Here is a 20,023-nt window from a genome sequence, read left to right as displayed (position 1 = left end):
AATGAGAATAAGTGGTTTAATTGTTGCCTTACTGGTACTGACAGGATGTCAGAGTTTAACCAGAAACAGCAGCAACACGGGTGAGCCAGAAGAAGTGACACCTGTAACAAAAATAGAACGTGGTATCTGTTTGTTTAACGAGCCGCCCCCAGTTTTCGAACACAATTGTGATGCGGCTTATTGGCTTAATACTTGGATTGCAGCAGCCAACCAACCTTGGATGGAGCGTAAGCAGGCTTTAAAAGCATTAGGGGATTCAGCGTTTGACACTATTCATGCTTATATCTTAACGCTACCCACTGATACCCCTTATCAAGATAGGTTGCGCGCACAACTAGCATTAAATGATATCGCGGGCACATTCACGGCAGAAGCCCAAGAAGTAGTTAATGTTATTGCTGCTTCGCAAAACAATCAGATAATGCAGCTTGAGTCTGCAATGGTGGTGTTGGAACAAGAAAATACATCTCGTGGAGAGAAGGTGAAGGCGCTAGAGCAAGAAGCCGTTAACCTGCGTAAAAAATTAGAAGAACTGTTGCAAATAGAAGCAACACTGATGGATAAAAACAGGAGTACACAACAGTGAGCGAGAAGGCGAGTAGTAACCCTAACTTATTGTTGGTTGATGATGATAAAAGCTTATTGCGTTTGTTGACCATTCGGCTTGAAGGCGAGGGGTACAATGTGACCGCAGTGGAAGATGGTCAATCGGCGCTGAGAAAACTTCAGAACGATAATTATGATGTTGTATTAAGCGACCTACGCATGCCGGGTTTAGACGGTTTGAGCCTATTCGAAGAAATAATGGGAATTAGAAAAGACATTCCTGTTATCTTGATGACGGCGCATGGCACTATTGCAGATGCGGTAGCTGCCACTCAACGCGGTGTTTTTGGTTTCTTGCCGAAGCCCGTTGATCACGATGAATTACGCGCATTGCTGCAAAAAGCCTTGAGTCAATCTCAAGCTGCACAGCCGGGGGATTGGGCAAAAGACATTATTACCCGTTCACCAGAAATGCTTAATGTCCTTGACCAAGCGTTTCGCATTGCTCAGCGTGAAGTGTCTGTGCTTATTAGTGGCGCAAGCGGTACAGGTAAAGAGTTGCTCGCTAATGCTATTCATAAAGCGAGTAACCGCAGTGACAAGCCATTTGTGGCTATAAACTGTGGTGCGCTGCCTGAAAACTTACTCGAATCTGAATTGTTTGGTCATGCCAAAGGCGCGTTTACCGGTGCTGTAGCAGCTCACCCTGGCTTATTTAGGGAAGCCGACGGTGGTACGCTATTTCTAGACGAAATTGGCGATATGCCAATGACGCTGCAGGTAAAACTACTGCGTGCATTACAAGAGCGTCAAATTCGTCCAGTAGGTAGCAGCAAACATGTAGATATTGATGTACGTATTATTTCTGCAACGCACAAAGACTTGCATAAAGAAATGGAAGAGGGCACCTTCCGCGAAGACTTGTATTACCGGTTGAATGTAGTCAACCTTAAGCTTCCATCTCTGAAATCGCGTAGTGAAGATATTCCACTTTTGGCTCGCTCGCTGCTTCAGCAAAGTGCACAGCGTCATGGTGTCAATGTAAGTCAGTTCTCTGACGATGCAATGCAGCAGTTAGTGACCTCATCGTGGCCGGGTAACGTACGCCAGCTTGTGAATGTGGTTGAGCAATGCGTAGCTTTAACGCAAACGCCTGTTATCCCTTTGCACTTGGTCGAACAAGCCCTTTCTGCTACTAAGCAAAGTTGGCCTACGCTTACAGAAGCTCGCGATGCTTTTGAACAGCAATATCTTCACAAGCTTCTTAAAATGACAGATGGCAATGTAACGCGCGCTGCTGAGCTTGCAGGTAGAAACCGCACGGATATGCACAAACTTATGAAAAAGCATGATTTAGATGCCGCTGATTTTAGATAAGTCAGTTTTAAATTGTGACTGACTAACAGGGGCTAAAAGTCCCTGTTTTTATTTCTGCATTATTCTTTAGTTTATTTTTTGAACGGAAACGGTGTAAGCCACTTACATTCTACTATCTTTATATTAGGTGTTATGTATATGGTGATACACTATGTTTTTGCATACCAATGTAGCCACACAACAGGCTACAAACACCCTGTTCGGTGTAAACAACGGCCTGAGTCGTTCCTTCGAACAACTCAGTTCAGGGCTTCGTATCAACAAAGCGAGTGATGATGCGGCGGGCCTCCAAATTTCTGAGCGTCTTAGCAGTCAAACATTCGGACTCAATCAAGCCGTCGAAAACGCTAATAGCGGGCAAGCGCTGTTACAAGTCGTTGATGGTAGCTTAGGTAAAGTCACTCGTCATTTGAATGACATTCGCACGCTGTCAATAGCTTCACAAAACGGCATCTACAGTAAAAGTGACCTAGCTTCTATAAATCAAGAAGTTCAGGCGCACCTCAACGAAATAGCACGTATTGCAGATTCTACTACTTTTGCAGGCGAGAAACTTTTTGACGGTAACTTTATTCGCGATTTTGCAGTAAGCGCGAACGGCAGCAGCAGTATTCGTGTCGACTTAACGCATGGTGGCGATGGGGTTGGCCTTACCGGACTGGGTTTGACGGGGTTTTCAGTAACAGCGTCTGGTCAACAACCTCAAAGCTTGTCCGGGCAGAGTGTATCTGGAGCGAGCACATTGAATGCGGGCGAAGTGATACTTCAAGCGCAGGATATCCCCGGAGAAAAAAGATTGAGTGTTTCAACCGATAGCGGGTTAACGTTTGTAGAACGGGCTGTTCAGTTAGTGGAAAACCAAGGCGTTAATGCGGCGCTAATTAGCACTACGGCCAACGAAATTTTAGGGCTCAATGCAACAAGTACTAATTTGGTAACAGGGGATGTAATCCTTAATCAAACTAATGCAGATATCCGTGTGGCTACCCCGACAGGCGAGTTTCAAATATCGTCGAGTTTGAACAGCAAAGTCGGTCAGTACGATGCGCAAAGTGCGCAGCAAAATGGAAGTGCATTAGACATTGTTGATAACGCCATAGAAATTATAGGTAATTTGCGTACAGATATGGGGGCAACGTCAAACCGCTTTTCTTCAGCGCTCAAAAGTATGTCGAGCACAAGCGTAAATTTACAGCGTGCCAATGCCCAAATAACTCAGTCGGATTTTGCTAGCGTTACCGCCGAAGAAACGCGTTTTTCTATTCTCCAAAAGGCCAATGTCAGTGTCTTAGCTATGGCTAATCAAATGCCACAGAATGTTCTGTTCCTGTTAAATTAAACCTACACTCGAAGTATTGGGTGGGATGACGAGCTTAATGTTCTGAAAAAATAATTATTTCCACTGTGCGAGCATAGTTTTTTAAGCTCGCTATTTCAGTTTCTGTAAAGTCTCTTGGTTCATCAAACAGGAGGCATAGGGTACCTAGTTCATAGCCCTCTTTATTACGTAAGATTGCCCCCGCATACGCACGAATATATGGCTTGCCTGTTACCAACGGGTTATTAGCGAAAACTTTGTCAGCTTTTGCATCTGGTACTATTAAATATTCCTCTTCTGCAATCGCATAGGTGCAAAATGAGATGTTACGCGGTGTTTCTGTAGCGTCCATGCACTGACGCGACTTAAACCATTGGCGGTCTTCAGCAACCAGGCTTACTAAGCAGGTCTTTGCATTAAATTCTTCCTGGACTTTTTTAGTAAGCGCATCAAGTTGTTCGCTGGGGGAGGTGTCTAATATATCTAACGATTCCAAAGCAGCCAGACGTGCTTTTTCGTATTCATGATTCATTTAGGGGGTCACGATAAAAAGTGGTTTAACACAAAAACTAATAACCGCCGTAGTTTACCTTTAAATCAGAAAAATACTATCTATTAAGGAGTTATTGTCTAAAACAAGGCGTTTTGAGCTGGTTGATTTCTAATTGAAAGGTTGTCTAACCGGTGGGCTATCTCTTCAGCGTTGTACAAATCAATAAACTGTTGTGCCAGCCATGGTGCGTCTTTGTTGTCAGGGCGGTGACAAAAAAAGTACACGTCCTTTCCTTCTCTTTGCCAAATCTTCACTTTTTTCACCCAAGGTAACAAACAGCGTTGGTTGTCATCGTCTACATCGTTACCGACAAAACGCACAATGGGGGTATGTCCTGTAGCGATAACGTTTACCGGTACACGGGGCTTTTTCAGCCTGACTTCTTCTAGCATAGCCTGCTTATCTGCCCCGCCTGCATTTAAAGGCCCGCTAAATAAAGCTCGGGTGTCCATAATGATTCTATTCACACCGTGGCGGATCAAAAGTTGGTTAAGCGCCTTTTCCTCATCCCCCTTTGCAAAAAATGTCAGGTGGCGCACTTCAACCGCTATGTTTAATTCTTGGGGTAACGCCGCTAAAAAGGCATCCAAAATGGATAGCTTTTCCGGCCCAAAAGAAGCGGGCAGTTGCAGCATCATGACTCCTAGCTTTTCTTTTAACGGGCTTAATAAAGCAAGCTGTTGGGCAACCTCTTCATCACAATGCTGCAATTGATGTACATGAGTAATGTTCTGGTGAAACTTGAAAGTAAATTTGAAGTGGTCGGGGACTGAGTCGCACCATCTCGCTACGGCGTCCTCGTGAGGAAGTGAGTAAAACGTTGTATTTCCCTCCACCGTATTACACTCCTTAGCATACAGCGACAATCCATTATCAGACTTGGGATAATTAGCAAACCACGTGCTTGGCCAATGGCTGTGTTGCCACATTGGTAATCCAATATAGAGATTTCCTTGTGATATGGCTGATTTGTGCATATTTGTCATTGGGCTTTATCAAGCATTTGTTTATACTATGCGGCCTTTAAATCATTACATTATGCATGTTGTGGGCGGGCCAGCTAATTGGCCAGCAAGTTTACGCGATTTTTGGCAAAGTCTTAAGCCCAAAAATAAGCGGTTTTGAACGCCAATTCACTGCATGCGAAGCAAGAAAAAACATCAGGGGTCAAGGACCATGCGCACAGATTACTGTGGGAATATCGATTCATCATACATTGGACAAGAAGTTACCCTTTGCGGGTGGGTTAATAAGCGTCGCGATTTAGGCGGTGTAATCTTCATCGACTTACGCGACCGCGAAGGTATCGTACAAGTGGTGTTCGACCCAGATTTACCAGACGTGCTATCGGTAGCTAATACGCTACGTAGTGAATTCTGCGTAAAGCTAACGGGTAAAGTACGTGCGCGCCCTGAAGGTCAAGTAAATAAAGACATGCGCACAGGTGAGATTGAGATCCTAGGCACAGGCCTTGAAGTGATCAACAAGTCTGACGTACTTCCACTAGACTGGAACCAAGAAAACTCAGAAGAACAGCGCCTTCGTTATCGTTATCTAGACCTTCGCCGTCCTGTAATGAGCCAGCGTTTACAGTTCCGTGCAAAAGTAACTGGTGCTGTACGTCGTTTCCTAGAAGAAGAAGGTTTCCTTGATATTGAAACGCCTATTCTTACTAAGGCAACGCCAGAAGGTGCACGTGATTACCTAGTGCCAAGCCGCACACACAAAGGTGAATTCTTTGCACTTCCGCAATCGCCACAGCTTTTCAAACAGCTTCTGATGATGTCGGGCATGGACCGTTACTATCAAATTGTTAAGTGCTTCCGCGACGAAGACTTACGTGCCGACCGTCAGCCAGAATTTACCCAAATCGATATTGAGACCACGTTCTTAGATGCTGATGGCGTAATGTCTATTACCGAGCGCATGATCCGCGACTTGTTCAACAAAATGCTAGATGTTGACCTTGGCGGCTTCCCGCGTATGACTTACGCAGAGGCCATGAAGCGCTTTGGTAGCGACAAGCCCGACTTGCGCAACCCGCTAGAGTTAACAGACGTTGCAGACTTGCTTGCTAACGTTGACTTTAAAGTATTCAGCGGCCCAGCAAACGACCCTAAAGGTCGCGTAGCAGCTATTCGCGTACCTGGTGGTGCGTCACTTTCGCGTAAGCAAATTGACGAATACACCAAGTTCGTAGGTATTTACGGCGCGAAAGGCCTAGCGTGGATTAAAGTTAACGACGCTGGTGCTGGACTTGAAGGCCTGCAGTCGCCAATCCTTAAATTCCTAACGGAAGATATTACTAACGCAATCATTGAGCGCTCTGGCGCACAAAGTGGCGATATTCTATTGTTCGGTGCAGACAGCTACACTGTGGTTACCGAAGCGATGGGAGCACTTCGTCTTAAGCTTGGTGAAGACTTTGAGCTTCTTGAAGGCGAGTGGAAGCCACTTTGGGTTGTTGACTTCCCAATGTTTGAAGAGTTTGACGGTCAGCTTCACGCTATTCACCACCCGTTTACCGCGCCACGTGGTTTAACGCCAGAAGAACTTAAAGCTAACCCAGCTGAAGCCTTATCTGACGCTTACGATATGGTATTGAACGGTGTTGAGTTAGGTGGCGGTTCTGTACGTATTCACAATGAAGACATGCAGTCTACGGTATTCAACATTCTTGGCATTGACGATGAAGAAGCGAAGAACAAGTTTGGCTTCTTGCTTGACGCGCTGCGCTTTGGTGCGCCACCGCATGCAGGTCTTGCGTTTGGTCTAGACCGTCTGGTAATGCTAATGACGGGCGCAACCTCTATTCGCGATGTAATGGCGTTCCCTAAAACGACCACAGCGGCATGCCCGTTAACATCGGCGCCTAGCCCTGCAAACCCACAGCAGCTTGAAGAGCTAGCTATTGCAACGGTGAAAAAGCAATCGTAATTTATGGCGTATAAGAAGCCTGAATCTGCACTGGTAGTGTTGTATGACCAACACTACCGAGTGCTGCTTTTACAACGACAAGACGACCCCACCTTTTGGCAGTCGGTAACCGGCGCGTTAGAAGAAGGGGAGTTACCCTTAGAAACGGCATATCGTGAAGTGTGTGAAGAAATTGGCATCGATGCCAAAGCACACGGCTTTGTGGTTAACGACCACGATAAGCAAAACAAATATGTTATTCGTAGCCGCTGGCTACACCGTTATCCCCCAGGTACTGTGCACAATACAGAGCACGTATTTTCCCTCCAAATAAACAGCGATTTACCTATTGTTTTGACAGAGCATTTGCAGTACGAATGGGTGTCAAAAGATGAAGCGTTAACGCGTTTATGGTCTCCCTCTAATAAAGAAGCGGTATCTTTGTTTGTACCGAGTGTGCCTTAATGGTTATACTGGGTATAGATCCAGGTTCTCGGATTACAGGCTACGGCATAATAGCGCGAAAGCAAGGTAAGCTAGTGTATGTGGCGAGCGGATGTATTCGCGTTGGTACAACCGATTTGCCTTCACGTCTTGCTAACATTTTTACCGGCGTTGGCGATATTATTCGCCAATATAAGCCTGAACAGTTTGCTATTGAGCAAGTATTCATGGCGAAAAACCCTGATTCAGCGTTAAAGCTTGGTCAAGCGAGAGGTGCAGCTATCGTTGCAGCCACTCAAGCGCAGCTTCCAGTAGCTGAATACAGTGCAAGGCAAATTAAGCAGTCGGTAGTTGGCAAAGGTGGTGCCGATAAAACGCAAGTTCAGCACATGGTTAAACACCTGTTGAATTTAAGCGGTACACCGCAAGCCGATGCTGCTGACGCCTTAGCCGTTGCCTTATGTCATGCACACACCGAACAGAGCCTGATAAACATGGCAGGACAAGCTCGCAAAACTGTACGCGGACGCTTGCGCTAATCCTGCTCAAAGCTAACGCTTTTACAGAGATTATTCATGATAGGACGAATTCGCGGTACGTTGGCTGAAAAGCAGCCTCCAGAAATTCTTGTAGACGTAGCTGGTGTTGGTTACGAAATTCATATGCCCATGACCAGTTTCTACCAGCTTCCCGCGGTGGGTGAAGAAGTGGTGGTGTACACACACTTTGTGGTTCGTGAAGACGCCCAGTTGCTGTTTGGTTTTGCTGATAAAATGGAAAGAGGCTTATTTCGCGAGTTAATAAAAGCGAACGGTGTAGGCCCTAAACTGGGCTTAGCTATTTTATCAGGTATGTCGGCTGGGCAGTTTTTGGCAAGTGTGCAAAATGAAGACGTTTCGGCACTCGTCAGTTTACCGGGCATTGGTAAGAAAACCGCCGAACGTTTAGTGGTCGAACTCAAAGACAGGCTCGCTAAGTTTGGTAAAGCGCAAAGCATTGTGATGCCACCGCCTAGCAGTGACCTGTTATCGAATAACACAATTGTTGAAGTAAACGACGCCCGTGAAGAGGCACAAAGCGCACTTATCGCATTAGGCTATAAGCCAGCACAGGCCAGTAAGCTGGTTGAAAGTGTATACACTGAAGGTATGGAAAGCGAAGCGGTAATTCGCGATGCCTTAAAAGCCGCTATATAATAGCCCGTAGTGAAGGCAGCGATAATGTCGTTATGCTGTCTTCGTGTTATTCCCTAAAGTAGAACTATCATGATTGAAGCAGACAGACTGATTACGCCTGACGCCAGTACCGAAGACGAGGTGATTGACCGTGCCATTCGCCCTAAAATGTTGGAAGACTACACAGGGCAGCCTCACGTTTGTGAGCAAATGGAAATATTTATTCAGGCGGCACGTAATCGCGATGATGCGCTCGATCATCTACTTATCTTTGGCCCGCCTGGCTTAGGTAAAACAACCTTGGCGAATATTGTGGCTAACGAGATGGGCGTAAACATCAAAACCACTTCAGGGCCTGTGCTAGAAAAAGCCGGGGATTTGGCAGCACTGCTTACCAACCTTGAGCGCAACGATGTATTGTTCATCGATGAAATACATCGCTTAAGCCCAGTGGTAGAGGAAATTCTTTATCCAGCCATGGAAGACTATCAGCTTGATATTATGATAGGTGAGGGGCCTGCCGCCCGTTCTATTAAACTAGACCTTCCCCCCTTTACGCTTGTAGGCGCTACCACCCGCGCAGGCTCGCTAACATCGCCATTACGGGACCGTTTCGGGATTGTACAACGGCTGGAATTTTACAATGTAAAAGACCTCACTAGCATCGTTGCAAGAAGTGCAAGCTATCTTAATTTAGAAATGAATGAGGAAGGCGCTCAAGAAGTGGCACGTCGCTCTAGAGGTACACCGCGTATCGCTAATCGCTTACTTCGCCGTGTACGGGATTATGCCGAAATTAAATCTGACGGCACTGTTGGCGCCGACGTTGCTGCCAAAGCTTTAGATATGCTTGATGTAGACAAAGAAGGTTTTGATTACATGGATCGCAAATTGCTTACGGCTATTATTGAAAAGTTTGATGGTGGGCCAGTAGGCTTAGACAATTTGGCCGCTGCCATAGGCGAAGAGAAAGAGACCATAGAAGATGTAATTGAACCCTTCCTTATTCAGCAGGGCTTCTTACAACGCACGCCACGGGGGCGTGTTGTGTCGCAGCGCGCCTATCTGCACTTTGGCTTCACTCCGTCAGAATAGTTTGTAACCCTTTTGTAAGAAGGTTTAGATTCGTTTTAAAGGCCTAGCTGAAATGCTGGGCTTTTTTGGGTAAGGCCGAAGGCTTCAAATATTAAAAGTAAGCGCTTGTATAGGGGAAGGTGGCAAGTTCTGGGCCGCCAGTGAAGAGTGTTTGAAAGTAAATGGCGAATTGTTGAAATGCGCTTGTTAAGCATGGGCCGCTAATATTTTGTTTTGTACAGATGCTAAATTACAGGCAAAAAAAAGCCCGCTCATTGAGCGGGCTAAAACAACAAGTGTTGAAGGAAATAAATCCAGGGAACTCATGTCTAACAGGAGAATAACTCTTGCATGACCGTGCTAAGCACCATCACGCTCTGTACGACTGATGCTGTGCATTATAGGGAGAGCAGAAAAAACTACAATTGAGTAAAATTGTTGATTTGGATTAGAAAAACTAATGTGTTAACTGGGTGTTTCGGGTTGGTTTAATTTTGATTAAATGTTAGCTTTTATGCGCTCTGTGGCGTGGTTTTGTTCTGCATCTTATCGTGCTAATTAGTTATTTTAACTTTGTTTTGGATTATTATATTTTTTAGTGAAGGAATAGTTATGCATATACATCAGGTAAGAGTGTATTACGAAGATACTGACGCAGGCGGTATCGTCTATTATGCGAATTACCTAAAGTTTATGGAGCGAGCCCGTACAGAGTGGCTTCGCGAGCTAGGTTTTGAACAAGACACGCTGATGGAACAATCCATCGCTTTCGTCGTCAAACACGTTGAAATGCATAACTATGCGCCTGCACGGTTCAATCAACTGTTGAGTATTGAAACTCGCGTTGTAGAATTGAAAGGCGCTAGTATGACGTTTCAACAAAATATTAAAAATGAACAAGGCGTTACTTTAGTATCTGGAAATATTAAGGTTGCCTGCGTCGATTTGGCTGTAATGAAGCCAAAAAGACTACCACGTACTTTGTTAGGGGAAATTTCGCGTGTCATCTGATCTCACTTTTATTGGCTTGTTTTTACAAGCAAGCTTTATTGTTCAACTTGTTATGCTTCTACTATTAAGCGTTTCAGTCGCGTCTTGGACATTTATATTTCAACGAAGTAAAGCTCTGTCGGCTGCGCGTAACGAAATGCGTCAGTTTGAAGATAAGTTTTGGTCAGGTGCTGACCTGAATCGTCTTTATCAAGAACTTTCCGCCAGAACTAACTTAACAGGCATGGGCAGCATCTTTTGCTCAGGCTTTAAAGAGTTTGTTCGCCTACGCAAATCTAACACCGCCACCAACGGCATTGTTGACGGTACATATCGTGCCATGCGTGTTTCTATGTCTCGCCAAGTCGAAGAATTAGAAAGTCGTTTACCCTTTTTAGCTACGGCGGGCTCAATTAGCCCTTACATCGGTCTATTCGGCACTGTGTGGGGGATCATGAATGCCTTCATCGCACTAGGTGAAGTGCAGCAAGCTACCCTTGCAATGGTTGCACCTGGTATCGCAGAAGCACTAATCGCAACCGCTATTGGTCTATTCGCAGCAATCCCAGCTGTAATCGCATACAACCGTTTCAGCCACCAAGTTGAGAAGCTAGAAAATAGCTACGGCAACTTTATGGAAGAGTTCTCTGCAATTCTTCACCGCCAAGCCGTTGCTGCGCAAGCACAACAACAAGCCTAAGCGTTTACATTCCAAACGGAGGACTTGTTATGTATGTAAGAAAACGCCGTAGGCCCGTATCAGAGATAAACGTAGTGCCCTACATCGACGTGATGTTGGTATTGCTTATAATCTTTATGGTAACGGCGCCGCTTATTTCTCAAGGGGTAAAGGTAGATTTGCCTAAAGCAAGTGCCAACCCGATAGAGCAAGAAGATACACCGCCAATTATTGCGTCAGTGGATGTTAAAGGTCGCTACTTTCTTAATGTAGGAGAAGACCAAGAATCGCCAATTAGCGAAGATGAGCTTGGCGCTATTGTAAAAGCACAATTGACCAAAGAGCCTAACACCCCCGTAGTGGTTAAAGGCGATGGACAAGTAGCGTATAACGAAGTGATACAGCTAATGGTGTTATTACAGCAAGCGGGTGTGCCTTCAGTGGGGTTAATGACGGATCCGGTTGAGTAATATAGATATGTCAAAACCTGAAGTGTCCAACAGCACTGAGCATAAAAATGCTTCTTCGAAAGAAGAGGAGCGCGCGGGGACGAAACAAAAAGGTAACAAGAAAAGTAAAATGACGCCTGAACAACTTGGTTTATACAAGTCGTTAGGTTTGCATGCCATTATCGCTGCACTGTTACTTATTAGCGTCAGTTTCTCTCCTGACCCTTTGCCGAGTATGCCATCCAATGCGCCTGTAATAGAAGCAACGTTTATTAATGCGCAAGCAATTGCAGATCAAAAAAGGGAGCAGGCACAAGCTGAAGCACAAGCAAGAGCCGAAGAACAAGAAAGGCAAAGAAAAGCAGAAGCGGCAGCAGAGAAAAAACGTCAGCAACAGCTAGCAGCAAAGCGTGCGAAAGAAAAGCGTGAAGCAGAAGCTGCTGAAGCGAAACGTCAAAAAGACTTGGAGCGCTTAGCGGCGCAAAAGGAACAAGAGCGTAAGGAGCGCGAAGCAAAAGCGAAAGCCGAGGCCGAGCGGAAGAAAAAAGAAGCCGCTGAACGTGCAGAGATGGAAAGGATCATGCAAGAGCAGTTAGCGCAAGAGCGAGCTGCACAGCAAGAACGTAGGCGAAAACAGGTACTTACTGAAGTAGAGCGCTACACCGCGCTTATTCAGCAAACCATTAAACGCAACTTGTATTCAGACGACAGCTATCAAGGTAAAACCTGTCGATTGAATATTCGGTTAGCAACGACAGGGTTTGTGACGAGTATTCGCGTACTCGGCGGCAATGACGCGCTGTGTAGAGCGGCTGAAAGCGCGGTTCGCAGGGCTGAAAAGTTACCGGTATCTGATGCGCCAGACGTTTACGAGCAGTTAAAAGACATTACTTTAAAAGTGGAATTATAGTGGTATGAAAAAACTAGGTTTATGGATAGCGCTTATTACGATGGCATTCAGTGCCAAAGTGTTTGCATCCTTAGAAATTGTGATAACCGAGGGCGTAGATAGTGCACGTCCCATCGGGGTTGTGCCATTTAAATGGAAAGGTCAGGGCAGTATGCCTGGCGAACTGTCTAAAGTAGTAATGGCCGATTTGATGCGTAGTGGTAAGTTTAACCCGGTATCTGTCGATAAAATGCCACAGTACCCAGAGACAGCGGAGCAAGTGTCTTTTACCGCATGGGCAACGCTTGGTGTTGATACCGTATTAGTGGGAAGTATTGAGCCACAAGGTGGCGACCGCTACCTTGTATCTTATGAGTTGATTGATGTACTTAAAGGGCAGGTTGACAATGGGCAGGCTAAAGTACTCAAAGACGGCAATTTAGTATCGAGTAATGACCACGTACTAGCTGCCCGTCAGGCTGTGATCAACGGCCGAGATTTTCGCCAGTATGCGCATCGAATTAGCGACATTGTGTATGAAAAATTGACCGGTGTTCGCGGTGCATTTTTAACGAAAATTGCTTACGTCATTGTTCGCGACCGCGATACGGTTGAAAAACCTTATCAATTAGTGATTGCAGACTACGATGGTGAAAATGAAACGCGCTTGCTGTCTTCTCCCGAACCGCTTATGTCGCCAGTGTGGTCGCCTGATGGAGAGAAGCTTGCCTACGTGAGTTTTGAAAATCGTAGACCACAAATATTCATTCAGGATATTTACACCAGTGAGCGTACGCGCATTACTGATTTTCCGGGAATAAATAGTAGCCCTACGTTTTCACCAGATGGCAAGCAACTTGCTATGGTTTTATCGAAAGATGGAAACCCTGAACTCTATGTGATGGACTTAGCGACGAAAAATCTTCGCCGAGTTACACGCAATAGAGCGATTGATACGGAGCCTGCGTGGCTACCCGATGGCAGCGGTTTAATATTTAGCTCGGAACGGGGTGGTAAACCCCAGATATATAGCGTAAATTTAAATTCTGGGAAAGTAAGGCGCGTTACCTTCGTAGGTGAGCAAAACCTTGGCGGTACGCTAACCCCTGACGGCAAGCAAATGATTATGGTTAACCAAACTAATGGGAACTATCACATTGCTAAGCAGTCTTTGGATGGTGGATCATCTCAAGTACTGACACGGACGTACTTAGATGAATCACCAAGTGTAGCGCCGAACGGAAGCATGATTATTTACAGCACCCTTCACGAGGGGACTCAAGTACTATCATTGGTCTCTTTAGATGGGCGTTTTAAAGCTAGGTTACCAGCAGCCAATGGGCAAGTTAAATCGCCAAGTTGGTCACCATTTTTGTTCTAACAATTTAACGACTAAACAATAAAATTTAAGGATTAGTAGGATGCAAATGAATAAAGTGATGAAGAGCTTCATTATCGCATTGCCAGTAGTGACAATGATGGCATGTTCTTCAGGCCCTAGCGAAGAAGAATTGGCAGCAGAGCGTAACCGTCTTGCGCAAGAACAAGCGGCTGCGGAAGCGGAAGCACGCGAAGCAGAAGCACAGCGTGTTAAAGCAGAAGCTGCACAGCGTATGAAACGTCAAGAAGAAATGGTTCAGCAAGAAATGGAAGCGCTGAAGAACGAACAAACCGTTTACTTTGACTTTGACCGCTCAAGCATCAAGCCAGAGTTTCAGCGTATTCTAGACAAGCACGCGGCGTTCTTGGTGAAAAACCCAAGCACTAAAGTGACTATTGAAGGTCACACTGACAGCCGTGGTACGCCAGAGTACAACATTGCACTAGGCGAACGTCGTGCGCAGTCTGTTGAAACTTACCTACTTAATGCTGGCGTAAGCAGCAGCCAAGTAACAGTAGTTTCATACGGTGAAGAAAAACCAGCAGTGATGGGTTCTACTGAGTATGCATTTGCTCAAAACCGTCGCGGAGTGGTTGTTTACCGCTAATGACTATTCTAACGAATAAGACATTAAAAATGGGCGTCACGTTATGTGCCGCCCTTGCTGTTTCTACCGCATTTGCGCAAGCGCCTGTAGTAGACGCCAATGGCGGCAGTGAATTAGAGCAGCGTATTGTCGTGCTTGAGCGTATTGTTAAGAGCCGAACTGAAATGCAGCACAGGCTTCAAACGCAACTAGACAATATGCAAATGGAAGTCGACCAGCTGCGTGGTGCGGTTGAAGTTAATACCAACGAACTTCAAAAAGTACTTGAGCGCCAGCGTGAGCTTTACCTTGAAATAGATAAGCGCGTAGAAGCCCTTAAGCAAAGTGGTGCGCTACAAGGCAGTGCTATGCCAAGTGCAGGTGTTGATTCGGGCTCTGTGAGCTCTCCAACAGCATCTACGCCAACGCAAGCGCCGCAAGCAGGTGAAGATGAAGCCTATGAAAATGCGGTGAATTTGATCCTTAAGTCTCGTGAGTACGATAAAGCCATTCCTGCGTTTCAATCGTTCATTTCACGCTTTCCCAACAGTGGTTACGCACCAAATTCGCACTATTGGTTAGGGCAACTGCTGTTTAATAAGCAGCAGTGGAGCGAAGCAAGTGAGCAATTTAATATTGTAGCTAATCGCTTTACCGATTCTGCTAAGCGTCCTGATGCCTTATTAAAATTAGGTGTCATTGCTGAGCGAACGGGAGACAGTTCAACAGCACGTCAACTGTTCCAACAAGTTGTAAATGATTACCCTGATTCTTCGGCAAAACGCCTCGCTGAATCTCGGTTAAATAACTTGTAATGAACAAAGCCTCTTTTAAAGAGGCTTTTTTATGAGTTAGAGAAAAGTTTTTTTCAGAAAATTCCATTTAGAGTGCATAAAACTTCTGCACTAAATTTCACTGTATTTCGTAGAAACCTGACTAAACTCATTTAGTACTGGTATAAATACCCAGCGATTTGTTTTCATTTTGACCGTTTAGTCGTAATTTGACAGAAAAATGAAAATAAAAGGACGTTATGGGTTGCGTCGAATAAAAATCTGAGTATTATATGCCGCCGTTGCCAAGACACAGGCAACAACAGGAAAGAAAGGGTCGTTAGCTCAGTTGGTAGAGCAGTTGACTTTTAATCAATTGGTCGCTGGTTCGAATCCAGCACGACCCACCACTTTCTCTCCTAGCATCAAATGATGGGTCGTTAGCTCAGTTGGTAGAGCAGTTGACTTTTAATCAATTGGTCGCTGGTTCGAATCCAGCACGACCCACCATCATTTGAATTGCTAAACTTATCTTTGTGTCACTTGATGGGTCGTTAGCTCAGTTGGTAGAGCAGTTGACTTTTAATCAATTGGTCGCTGGTTCGAATCCAGCACGACCCACCATCAAGTCTTCTTAATGTTCAGACAACACTACTCAAATCGCACTTTCTGAAATCCAACTTTTATTTCTCTTTGCACTGTCACTTATCTCATTTTTACTTTGATCTGGTTAACTTAACCCCATGTAGTAGAAAGGTAAGTACAAATACGACTATTTAATTACGCTTATGTTGAATAGGTAGTATGTAATTTTTATGACAGTTCGGTATAATCCGCACCCTTGTCGCAACAGAGATGTAGGTTAATGTCAGTAGCATTTCGAGTGGATCAGGTAGAGTACCCGTTCCCAGCAAAACCACAGCCATTATCAGAAGCACGTAAAGCTGAGTTAAAGGCAGAGATCAAAGCCTTACTTAAGGCTCGCAACGCTGTGCTTGTCGCACACTATTACACCGATCATGAAATTCAGGCGCTTGCTGAAGAAACTGGCGGTTGTGTAGCTGACTCTTTAGAAATGGCGCGATTTGGTAGAGATGTAGCAGAGCAAACGTTAATTGTTGCTGGCGTTCGCTTTATGGGCGAAACGGCAAAAATTCTTAGTCCAGAAAAGACGGTGCTAATGCCTACCCTTGAAGCGACCTGTTCCCTTGATATCGGTTGCCCGGTAAAAGAGTTCAGCGAGTTTTGTGACCAACATCCTGATCACACCGTTGTGGTTTACGCGAATACTTCGGCCGCTGTGAAAGCGCGCGCAGATTGGGTAGTGACGTCGAGCATCGCGCTTGAAATCGTTGAGCACTTAGACAGCCAGGGCAAAAAGATCATTTGGGGCCCTGACAGACACCTAGGCTCTTACATCGCAAAGCAAACCGGTGCTGACATGTTGATGTGGCAGGGCGAGTGTATTGTTCACGATGAGTTCTCTGCGCAAAAACTTGCCGACATGAAGGCGCTATACCCTAACGCTGCAGTACTGGTTCACCCTGAATCACCAGCCAGCGTGGTAGACATGGCTGATGCGGTTGGCTCAACCAGCCAGCTGATAAAAGCATCGCAAACCATGGATAACGACACCTTTATTGTTGCTACCGATAAAGGCATCTTTTACAAGATGCAACAACTTACTCCAGAGAAAACGTTTATAGAGGCTCCAACAGGCGGTAACGGCGCTACGTGTAAAAGCTGTGCTCACTGTCCTTGGATGGCAATGAACGGCTTAGAAGCGATTAAGGCGTCTTTAACGGGCGAAACTGATGGGCACGAAATCTTTGTTGATGATGAATTGCGTAAAGGTGCACTTATTCCACTTGATCGCATGCTTAACTTCTCAGCCGAGTTAAAAGCGAAAGGCGGGCTATAAGCGCACGTTTTATAAGCACTTGTTGAATATTTTCCAGCAAGTTCTTGATTAAGCGCGCGGCTTTACCTACTATACGCGCGCTCGAGGGTTTTCGTAGTTGAATTCTTCTTGATACAAAATTTGGAGAGATGGCTGAGTGGCTGAAGGCGCACGCCTGGAAAGTGTGTATACGTTTATAGCGTATCGAGGGTTCGAATCCCTCTCTCTCCGCCAAATACAAAAAACCGGCTTTACGCCGGTTTTTTGTTTTAAACGCTGTTATTTAGCTTAACAATTACTCAGAATGCTGTGTTAGTGTTTTAACTCGCTCACGTTCAATTTCAAGTAAATTATCTTGAGCCCACTCAATGGCTGTTTTTATTACTGGCACTAACGTTTCTCCAAGCTCAGTCAGTTTATATTCCACTCGAAGTACCATCTCGTCCGTATAGTTCGCTCGACTTACTAATCCATCTCTTTCTAGTTTTCTTAGTGTTTGTGTAAGCATTTTCTGTGAAATCCCCTCACATTGGCGTTTAAGTTCGCCAAATCGAAGTGTATTGCCATCGAGTGCAACTACCACTAATGCCACCCATTTTTCTCCAATCATCGCTAATACCTGCCTGGAAGGGCAAATTTTTGCGTAAACATTAGGTGCGAGTTCGCTTTCTTCCGTAATCACTAGTTACCTCAAAGTGCCTAATTGAAGGCCACGTCTTTAGTCTTTAAATTGGTTTTCGGTATCTATTGGATACCGGTGCTATAAATGTACTAATTTCTCCAATTAACATCAACTAAAGGGTTAAGAAATGAAAAATATTGCGGTAGTAGGGTTCGGAAACGTGGGTAAAAACTTAGCGCATCTTTTTAACCGCGCTAATTATAAAGTGACGGTTTACTCCACCTCAGGCGATGCAGGTGCGACTGTTTATGATACTCAACTCCTTGGGCATGGCTTTAAAGAAGTCGACGCAGTTGCTTTAGCTCTGCCTTATAAAGCGGCATTGGCTTTAGTTGAGGAACAAGCGGAATCTCTAGCAAAAAAAATAATCATCGATTGCACAAATCCACTTAACGATGACTGGTCACCCTTGTTACTGGATGAAAGTACTTCTGCTGGTGAGGAAATAGCAAAACGAGCACCATCTGCACATGTAGTGAAAGCGTTTAACACAATTTTTGCTGATGTTATGTCACCTCAGTACCATAATATTAGCGGTACACCGACAACGGGTTTTGTAGCAGGTGATGATGCGGTAGCGAAAGAAATGGTTATGCGACTTGTCGATAATGTCGGTTTTGCAGCGTTAGATGTGGGGGCTTTGAAAAGCGCACGCTATCTTGAAGCAATGGCCAATTTAAATATCGAAATTGCGGTTAATCAACGAGGTGGTACAAAAGCGGTATTTTGCTACTACCAAGACAAATAGTTAAATATAGGAAAGAAGCTCGCAGCAATGCGGGCTTTTTTACTAGTCATAAACGCAACTAAATTCATTTCAACCAAATTCCTCGCTAAGTCAGCATAAATCGCAATCTATTACTTTTACAGTAACGTAAAAAGAGTAACGTTTTAAACAAGGAGTGCACTATGACAACTTTCAAACATACAGCGATAATTACAGGAGCATCAAGGGGAATAGGTGCTGAAATTGCCAAAAAGCTGAGTAAAGATGGCTTTCAGATTGTTGTTAATTACTCAGGGAGTGAAGAGCAAGCGCTGAGTGTAGTGCATGATATCGAGAAGAACGGCGGTATAGCTTGCGCCATTCAAGCCGATGTATCTGATATTAATGATGTAAAACGTCTATTCGATGAGAGCGAAAAGCAATTTGGTTCGGTCGATATACTCGTTAATAATGCTGGTGTTTTATCTATGGATGCATTAGCAGATGTGAGTGAAAATACTATTCATCAACATGTGGATATTAATCTAAAAGGCGTAATCTTCACCACTCAGCAAGCGGTAAATCGATTGAACAATGGGGGGCGGATCGTAAATATATCTACCTCCATAGTTGGTCTTAAGCTAGAAAAATATGGCGTTTACGCTGCAACAAAAGCTGGCGTTGAAACCTTAACTGCCATTACGTCTAAAGAACTGCGTGGAAAAGACATTACTGTAAACGCTATTGCACCAGGCCCCACTGATACTGAGCTATTTATGAAAGGCAAGTCGGAAGACTTTGTTGAGAAGTTAAAAAACATGGCGCCGTTAGAACGTTTGGGTACGCCAAAGGATATTGCTAATGTCGTTGCCTTCCTATGCAGCGAAGACGGCATCTGGATAAATGGTCAAGTTATAAGGGCAAATGGTGGGATTGTTTAAGGTCTAAAAAGCCTATTAATTTAGATAAAAAGAAACCCGCTATCAAGCGGGTTTCAATCAACGCAGAAGCATTTGCTTAATTTTGATTACTTAGCAACCTGCTGGTGAACTTTAATTAGATCAGGAAGCTTTTTCGCGTAAATCGCTTTCTTAGTACCTGGGTGAAGTAGTTGGCTTACGAATGTACGTAGGAAGCCAAGTACAAAAGTTTGAACTCGGTCAGCATCTGCTTCGCTTGGATTAGCGATAAGCGTTTCTGTTTCCGCTTGTACTTTATGTACAATTGGGTCCATGGTGTCTTTGCCTGCAACAAGGTCGTTACCTGTAACTACACCTTTGCCAAGTAAGTCGCGTACGGCATCGTAAAGGTCGGCAGAAACAGCATTAGTTTGGCCCCAATTTGCGATATTGTACTCTTCAGAAATTTTATCTAGCTCGGCAGTTGGATCGCTAGATTTCAATAGGCCTTCAATAAGTTTGTGTGCTTCGGTTTGTTTTACAGGTGTTGATAATTCTGACATGATTTACTTGATGAAATAGTGAAAAGGCGTTTTATAAATACTTTTCTATTTGCTGTCAAGGTGGTTAGTTTTTAGACGTATTTATTTTCTATACCTATCAATTGCTTACGCTTTTTCGTGCGG

22 protein-coding genes and 4 tRNA genes are annotated in these 20,023 nt (G+C 44.7%); 22 read left to right on the top strand and 4 right to left on the bottom strand.

The features are described from left to right. The first annotated feature begins 1 nt into the window (after position 1). The 3 genes from ACXACS_RS15475 to ACXACS_RS15465 all read left to right on the top strand — a co-directional run bounded on the left by ACXACS_RS15475 (position 2) and on the right by ACXACS_RS15465 (position 3,262). Positions 2-586 (top strand): hypothetical protein, encoded by a 585-nt coding sequence (locus ACXACS_RS15475; protein ID WP_474807892.1) that lies wholly within the window; start codon positions 2-4, stop codon positions 584-586. Then, positions 583-1,923: a sigma 54-interacting transcriptional regulator gene (locus tag ACXACS_RS15470; RefSeq protein WP_269916126.1), complete on the top strand. Its 1,341-nt coding sequence runs from the start codon at positions 583-585 to the stop codon at positions 1,921-1,923. Before ACXACS_RS15475 ends, ACXACS_RS15470 begins: the two co-directional genes overlap by 4 nt. A 151-nt stretch (positions 1,924-2,074) precedes the next feature. Next, complete coding sequence (locus ACXACS_RS15465) at positions 2,075-3,262, top strand: flagellin N-terminal helical domain-containing protein (RefSeq protein WP_474807890.1); 1,188 nt, start codon at positions 2,075-2,077, stop codon at positions 3,260-3,262. Between the two features lie 34 nt (positions 3,263-3,296). Here the strand turns inward: ACXACS_RS15465 and ACXACS_RS15460 are convergent, their stop codons facing one another. Together ACXACS_RS15460 and ACXACS_RS15455 are read right to left on the bottom strand one after the other, a co-directional pair. Then, positions 3,297-3,773: a GAF domain-containing protein gene (locus ACXACS_RS15460; protein WP_474807888.1), complete on the bottom strand. Its 477-nt coding sequence runs from the start codon at positions 3,771-3,773 to the stop codon at positions 3,297-3,299. Between the two features lie 98 nt (positions 3,774-3,871). Next, positions 3,872-4,723, bottom strand: a complete 852-nt coding sequence (locus ACXACS_RS15455; protein WP_474807887.1) for a DUF72 domain-containing protein — start codon at positions 4,721-4,723, stop codon at positions 3,872-3,874. 247 nt (positions 4,724-4,970) lie between these two features. Between ACXACS_RS15455 and aspS the strand changes: the two genes are divergently transcribed. The 17 genes from aspS to ACXACS_RS15370 all read left to right on the top strand — a co-directional run bounded on the left by aspS (position 4,971) and on the right by ACXACS_RS15370 (position 17,284). Next, positions 4,971-6,731 carry an aspartate--tRNA ligase gene (gene aspS / locus ACXACS_RS15450; protein ID WP_474807885.1) on the top strand — a complete coding sequence of 587 codons (1,761 nt, stop codon included), beginning with the start codon at positions 4,971-4,973 and terminating at the stop codon, positions 6,729-6,731. 3 nt (positions 6,732-6,734) lie between these two features. Beyond that, entirely contained in the window at positions 6,735-7,175 is a 441-nt protein-coding gene (gene nudB / locus ACXACS_RS15445; protein WP_474807883.1) for a dihydroneopterin triphosphate diphosphatase, read from the top strand. Then, on the top strand, positions 7,175-7,693 hold the full coding sequence (ruvC, locus tag ACXACS_RS15440; protein WP_025254596.1) for a crossover junction endodeoxyribonuclease RuvC: 519 nt from the start codon (positions 7,175-7,177) through the stop codon (positions 7,691-7,693). Before nudB ends, ruvC begins: the two co-directional genes overlap by 1 nt. 36 nt (positions 7,694-7,729) lie before the next feature. Beyond that, on the top strand, positions 7,730-8,350 hold the full coding sequence (gene ruvA, locus ACXACS_RS15435) for a Holliday junction branch migration protein RuvA (protein ID WP_269916132.1): 621 nt from the start codon (positions 7,730-7,732) through the stop codon (positions 8,348-8,350). Between the two features lie 69 nt (positions 8,351-8,419). Then, positions 8,420-9,424, top strand: a complete 1,005-nt coding sequence (gene ruvB, locus ACXACS_RS15430; RefSeq protein ID WP_474807881.1) for a Holliday junction branch migration DNA helicase RuvB — start codon at positions 8,420-8,422, stop codon at positions 9,422-9,424. Between the two features lie 591 nt (positions 9,425-10,015). Next, on the top strand, positions 10,016-10,414 hold the full coding sequence (gene ybgC, locus ACXACS_RS15425; RefSeq protein WP_474807879.1) for a tol-pal system-associated acyl-CoA thioesterase: 399 nt from the start codon (positions 10,016-10,018) through the stop codon (positions 10,412-10,414). Continuing rightward, complete coding sequence (gene tolQ / locus ACXACS_RS15420; protein WP_025254600.1) at positions 10,404-11,093, top strand: protein TolQ; 690 nt, start codon at positions 10,404-10,406, stop codon at positions 11,091-11,093. Before ybgC ends, tolQ begins: the two co-directional genes overlap by 11 nt. A 29-nt stretch (positions 11,094-11,122) precedes the next feature. Continuing rightward, a complete protein-coding gene (tolR, locus tag ACXACS_RS15415) occupies positions 11,123-11,542 on the top strand; it encodes a protein TolR (protein WP_061485248.1) in 420 nt (139 codons plus the stop codon). A 7-nt stretch (positions 11,543-11,549) separates the two neighbouring features. Beyond that, complete coding sequence (gene tolA, locus ACXACS_RS15410; protein ID WP_474807877.1) at positions 11,550-12,431, top strand: cell envelope integrity protein TolA; 882 nt, start codon at positions 11,550-11,552, stop codon at positions 12,429-12,431. 4 nt (positions 12,432-12,435) lie between these two features. Continuing rightward, complete coding sequence (gene tolB, locus ACXACS_RS15405) at positions 12,436-13,791, top strand: Tol-Pal system beta propeller repeat protein TolB (protein ID WP_474807875.1); 1,356 nt, start codon at positions 12,436-12,438, stop codon at positions 13,789-13,791. A 40-nt stretch (positions 13,792-13,831) separates the two neighbouring features. Continuing rightward, on the top strand, positions 13,832-14,398 hold the full coding sequence (gene pal / locus ACXACS_RS15400) for a peptidoglycan-associated lipoprotein Pal (RefSeq protein WP_014948870.1): 567 nt from the start codon (positions 13,832-13,834) through the stop codon (positions 14,396-14,398). Further along, positions 14,398-15,192, top strand: coding sequence for a tol-pal system protein YbgF (gene ybgF, locus ACXACS_RS15395; RefSeq protein ID WP_474807873.1), 795 nt, complete (start codon positions 14,398-14,400; stop codon positions 15,190-15,192). The genes pal and ybgF overlap by 1 nt, the downstream gene beginning before the upstream one ends. A gap of 292 nt (positions 15,193-15,484) precedes the next feature. Continuing rightward, positions 15,485-15,560: transfer RNA gene (locus tag ACXACS_RS15390), tRNA-Lys, on the top strand. 24 nt (positions 15,561-15,584) lie between these two features. Then, a tRNA-Lys gene (locus tag ACXACS_RS15385) sits at positions 15,585-15,660 on the top strand. 38 nt (positions 15,661-15,698) lie between these two features. Further along, positions 15,699-15,774, top strand: a tRNA-Lys gene (locus tag ACXACS_RS15380). 241 nt (positions 15,775-16,015) lie between these two features. Next, entirely contained in the window at positions 16,016-17,071 is a 1,056-nt protein-coding gene (gene nadA, locus ACXACS_RS15375; protein ID WP_474807871.1) for a quinolinate synthase NadA, read from the top strand. Between the two features lie 122 nt (positions 17,072-17,193). Beyond that, positions 17,194-17,284, top strand: a tRNA-Ser gene (locus ACXACS_RS15370). A 61-nt stretch (positions 17,285-17,345) separates the two neighbouring features. On the opposite strand, the gene ACXACS_RS15365 is transcribed toward ACXACS_RS15370, so the two are convergent. Then, positions 17,346-17,732: a winged helix-turn-helix transcriptional regulator gene (locus ACXACS_RS15365; protein WP_474807869.1), complete on the bottom strand. Its 387-nt coding sequence runs from the start codon at positions 17,730-17,732 to the stop codon at positions 17,346-17,348. Between the two features lie 127 nt (positions 17,733-17,859). Between ACXACS_RS15365 and ACXACS_RS15360 the strand changes: the two genes are divergently transcribed. Both ACXACS_RS15360 and ACXACS_RS15355 read left to right on the top strand, forming a co-directional pair. Continuing rightward, positions 17,860-18,480 (top strand): NADPH-dependent F420 reductase, encoded by a 621-nt coding sequence (locus tag ACXACS_RS15360; protein ID WP_474807867.1) that lies wholly within the window; start codon positions 17,860-17,862, stop codon positions 18,478-18,480. 161 nt (positions 18,481-18,641) lie between these two features. Further along, entirely contained in the window at positions 18,642-19,379 is a 738-nt protein-coding gene (locus tag ACXACS_RS15355) for an SDR family oxidoreductase (RefSeq protein WP_474807865.1), read from the top strand. A gap of 86 nt (positions 19,380-19,465) precedes the next feature. On the opposite strand, the gene ACXACS_RS15350 is transcribed toward ACXACS_RS15355, so the two are convergent. Next, complete coding sequence (locus ACXACS_RS15350; RefSeq protein ID WP_474807864.1) at positions 19,466-19,900, bottom strand: hypothetical protein; 435 nt, start codon at positions 19,898-19,900, stop codon at positions 19,466-19,468. Between the last annotated feature and the right edge of the window lie 123 nt (positions 19,901-20,023).

Source organism: Alteromonas sp. AWM4_230 (assembly GCF_056158305.1).
This window is presented reverse-complemented; position numbering and strand designations above follow the sequence as displayed.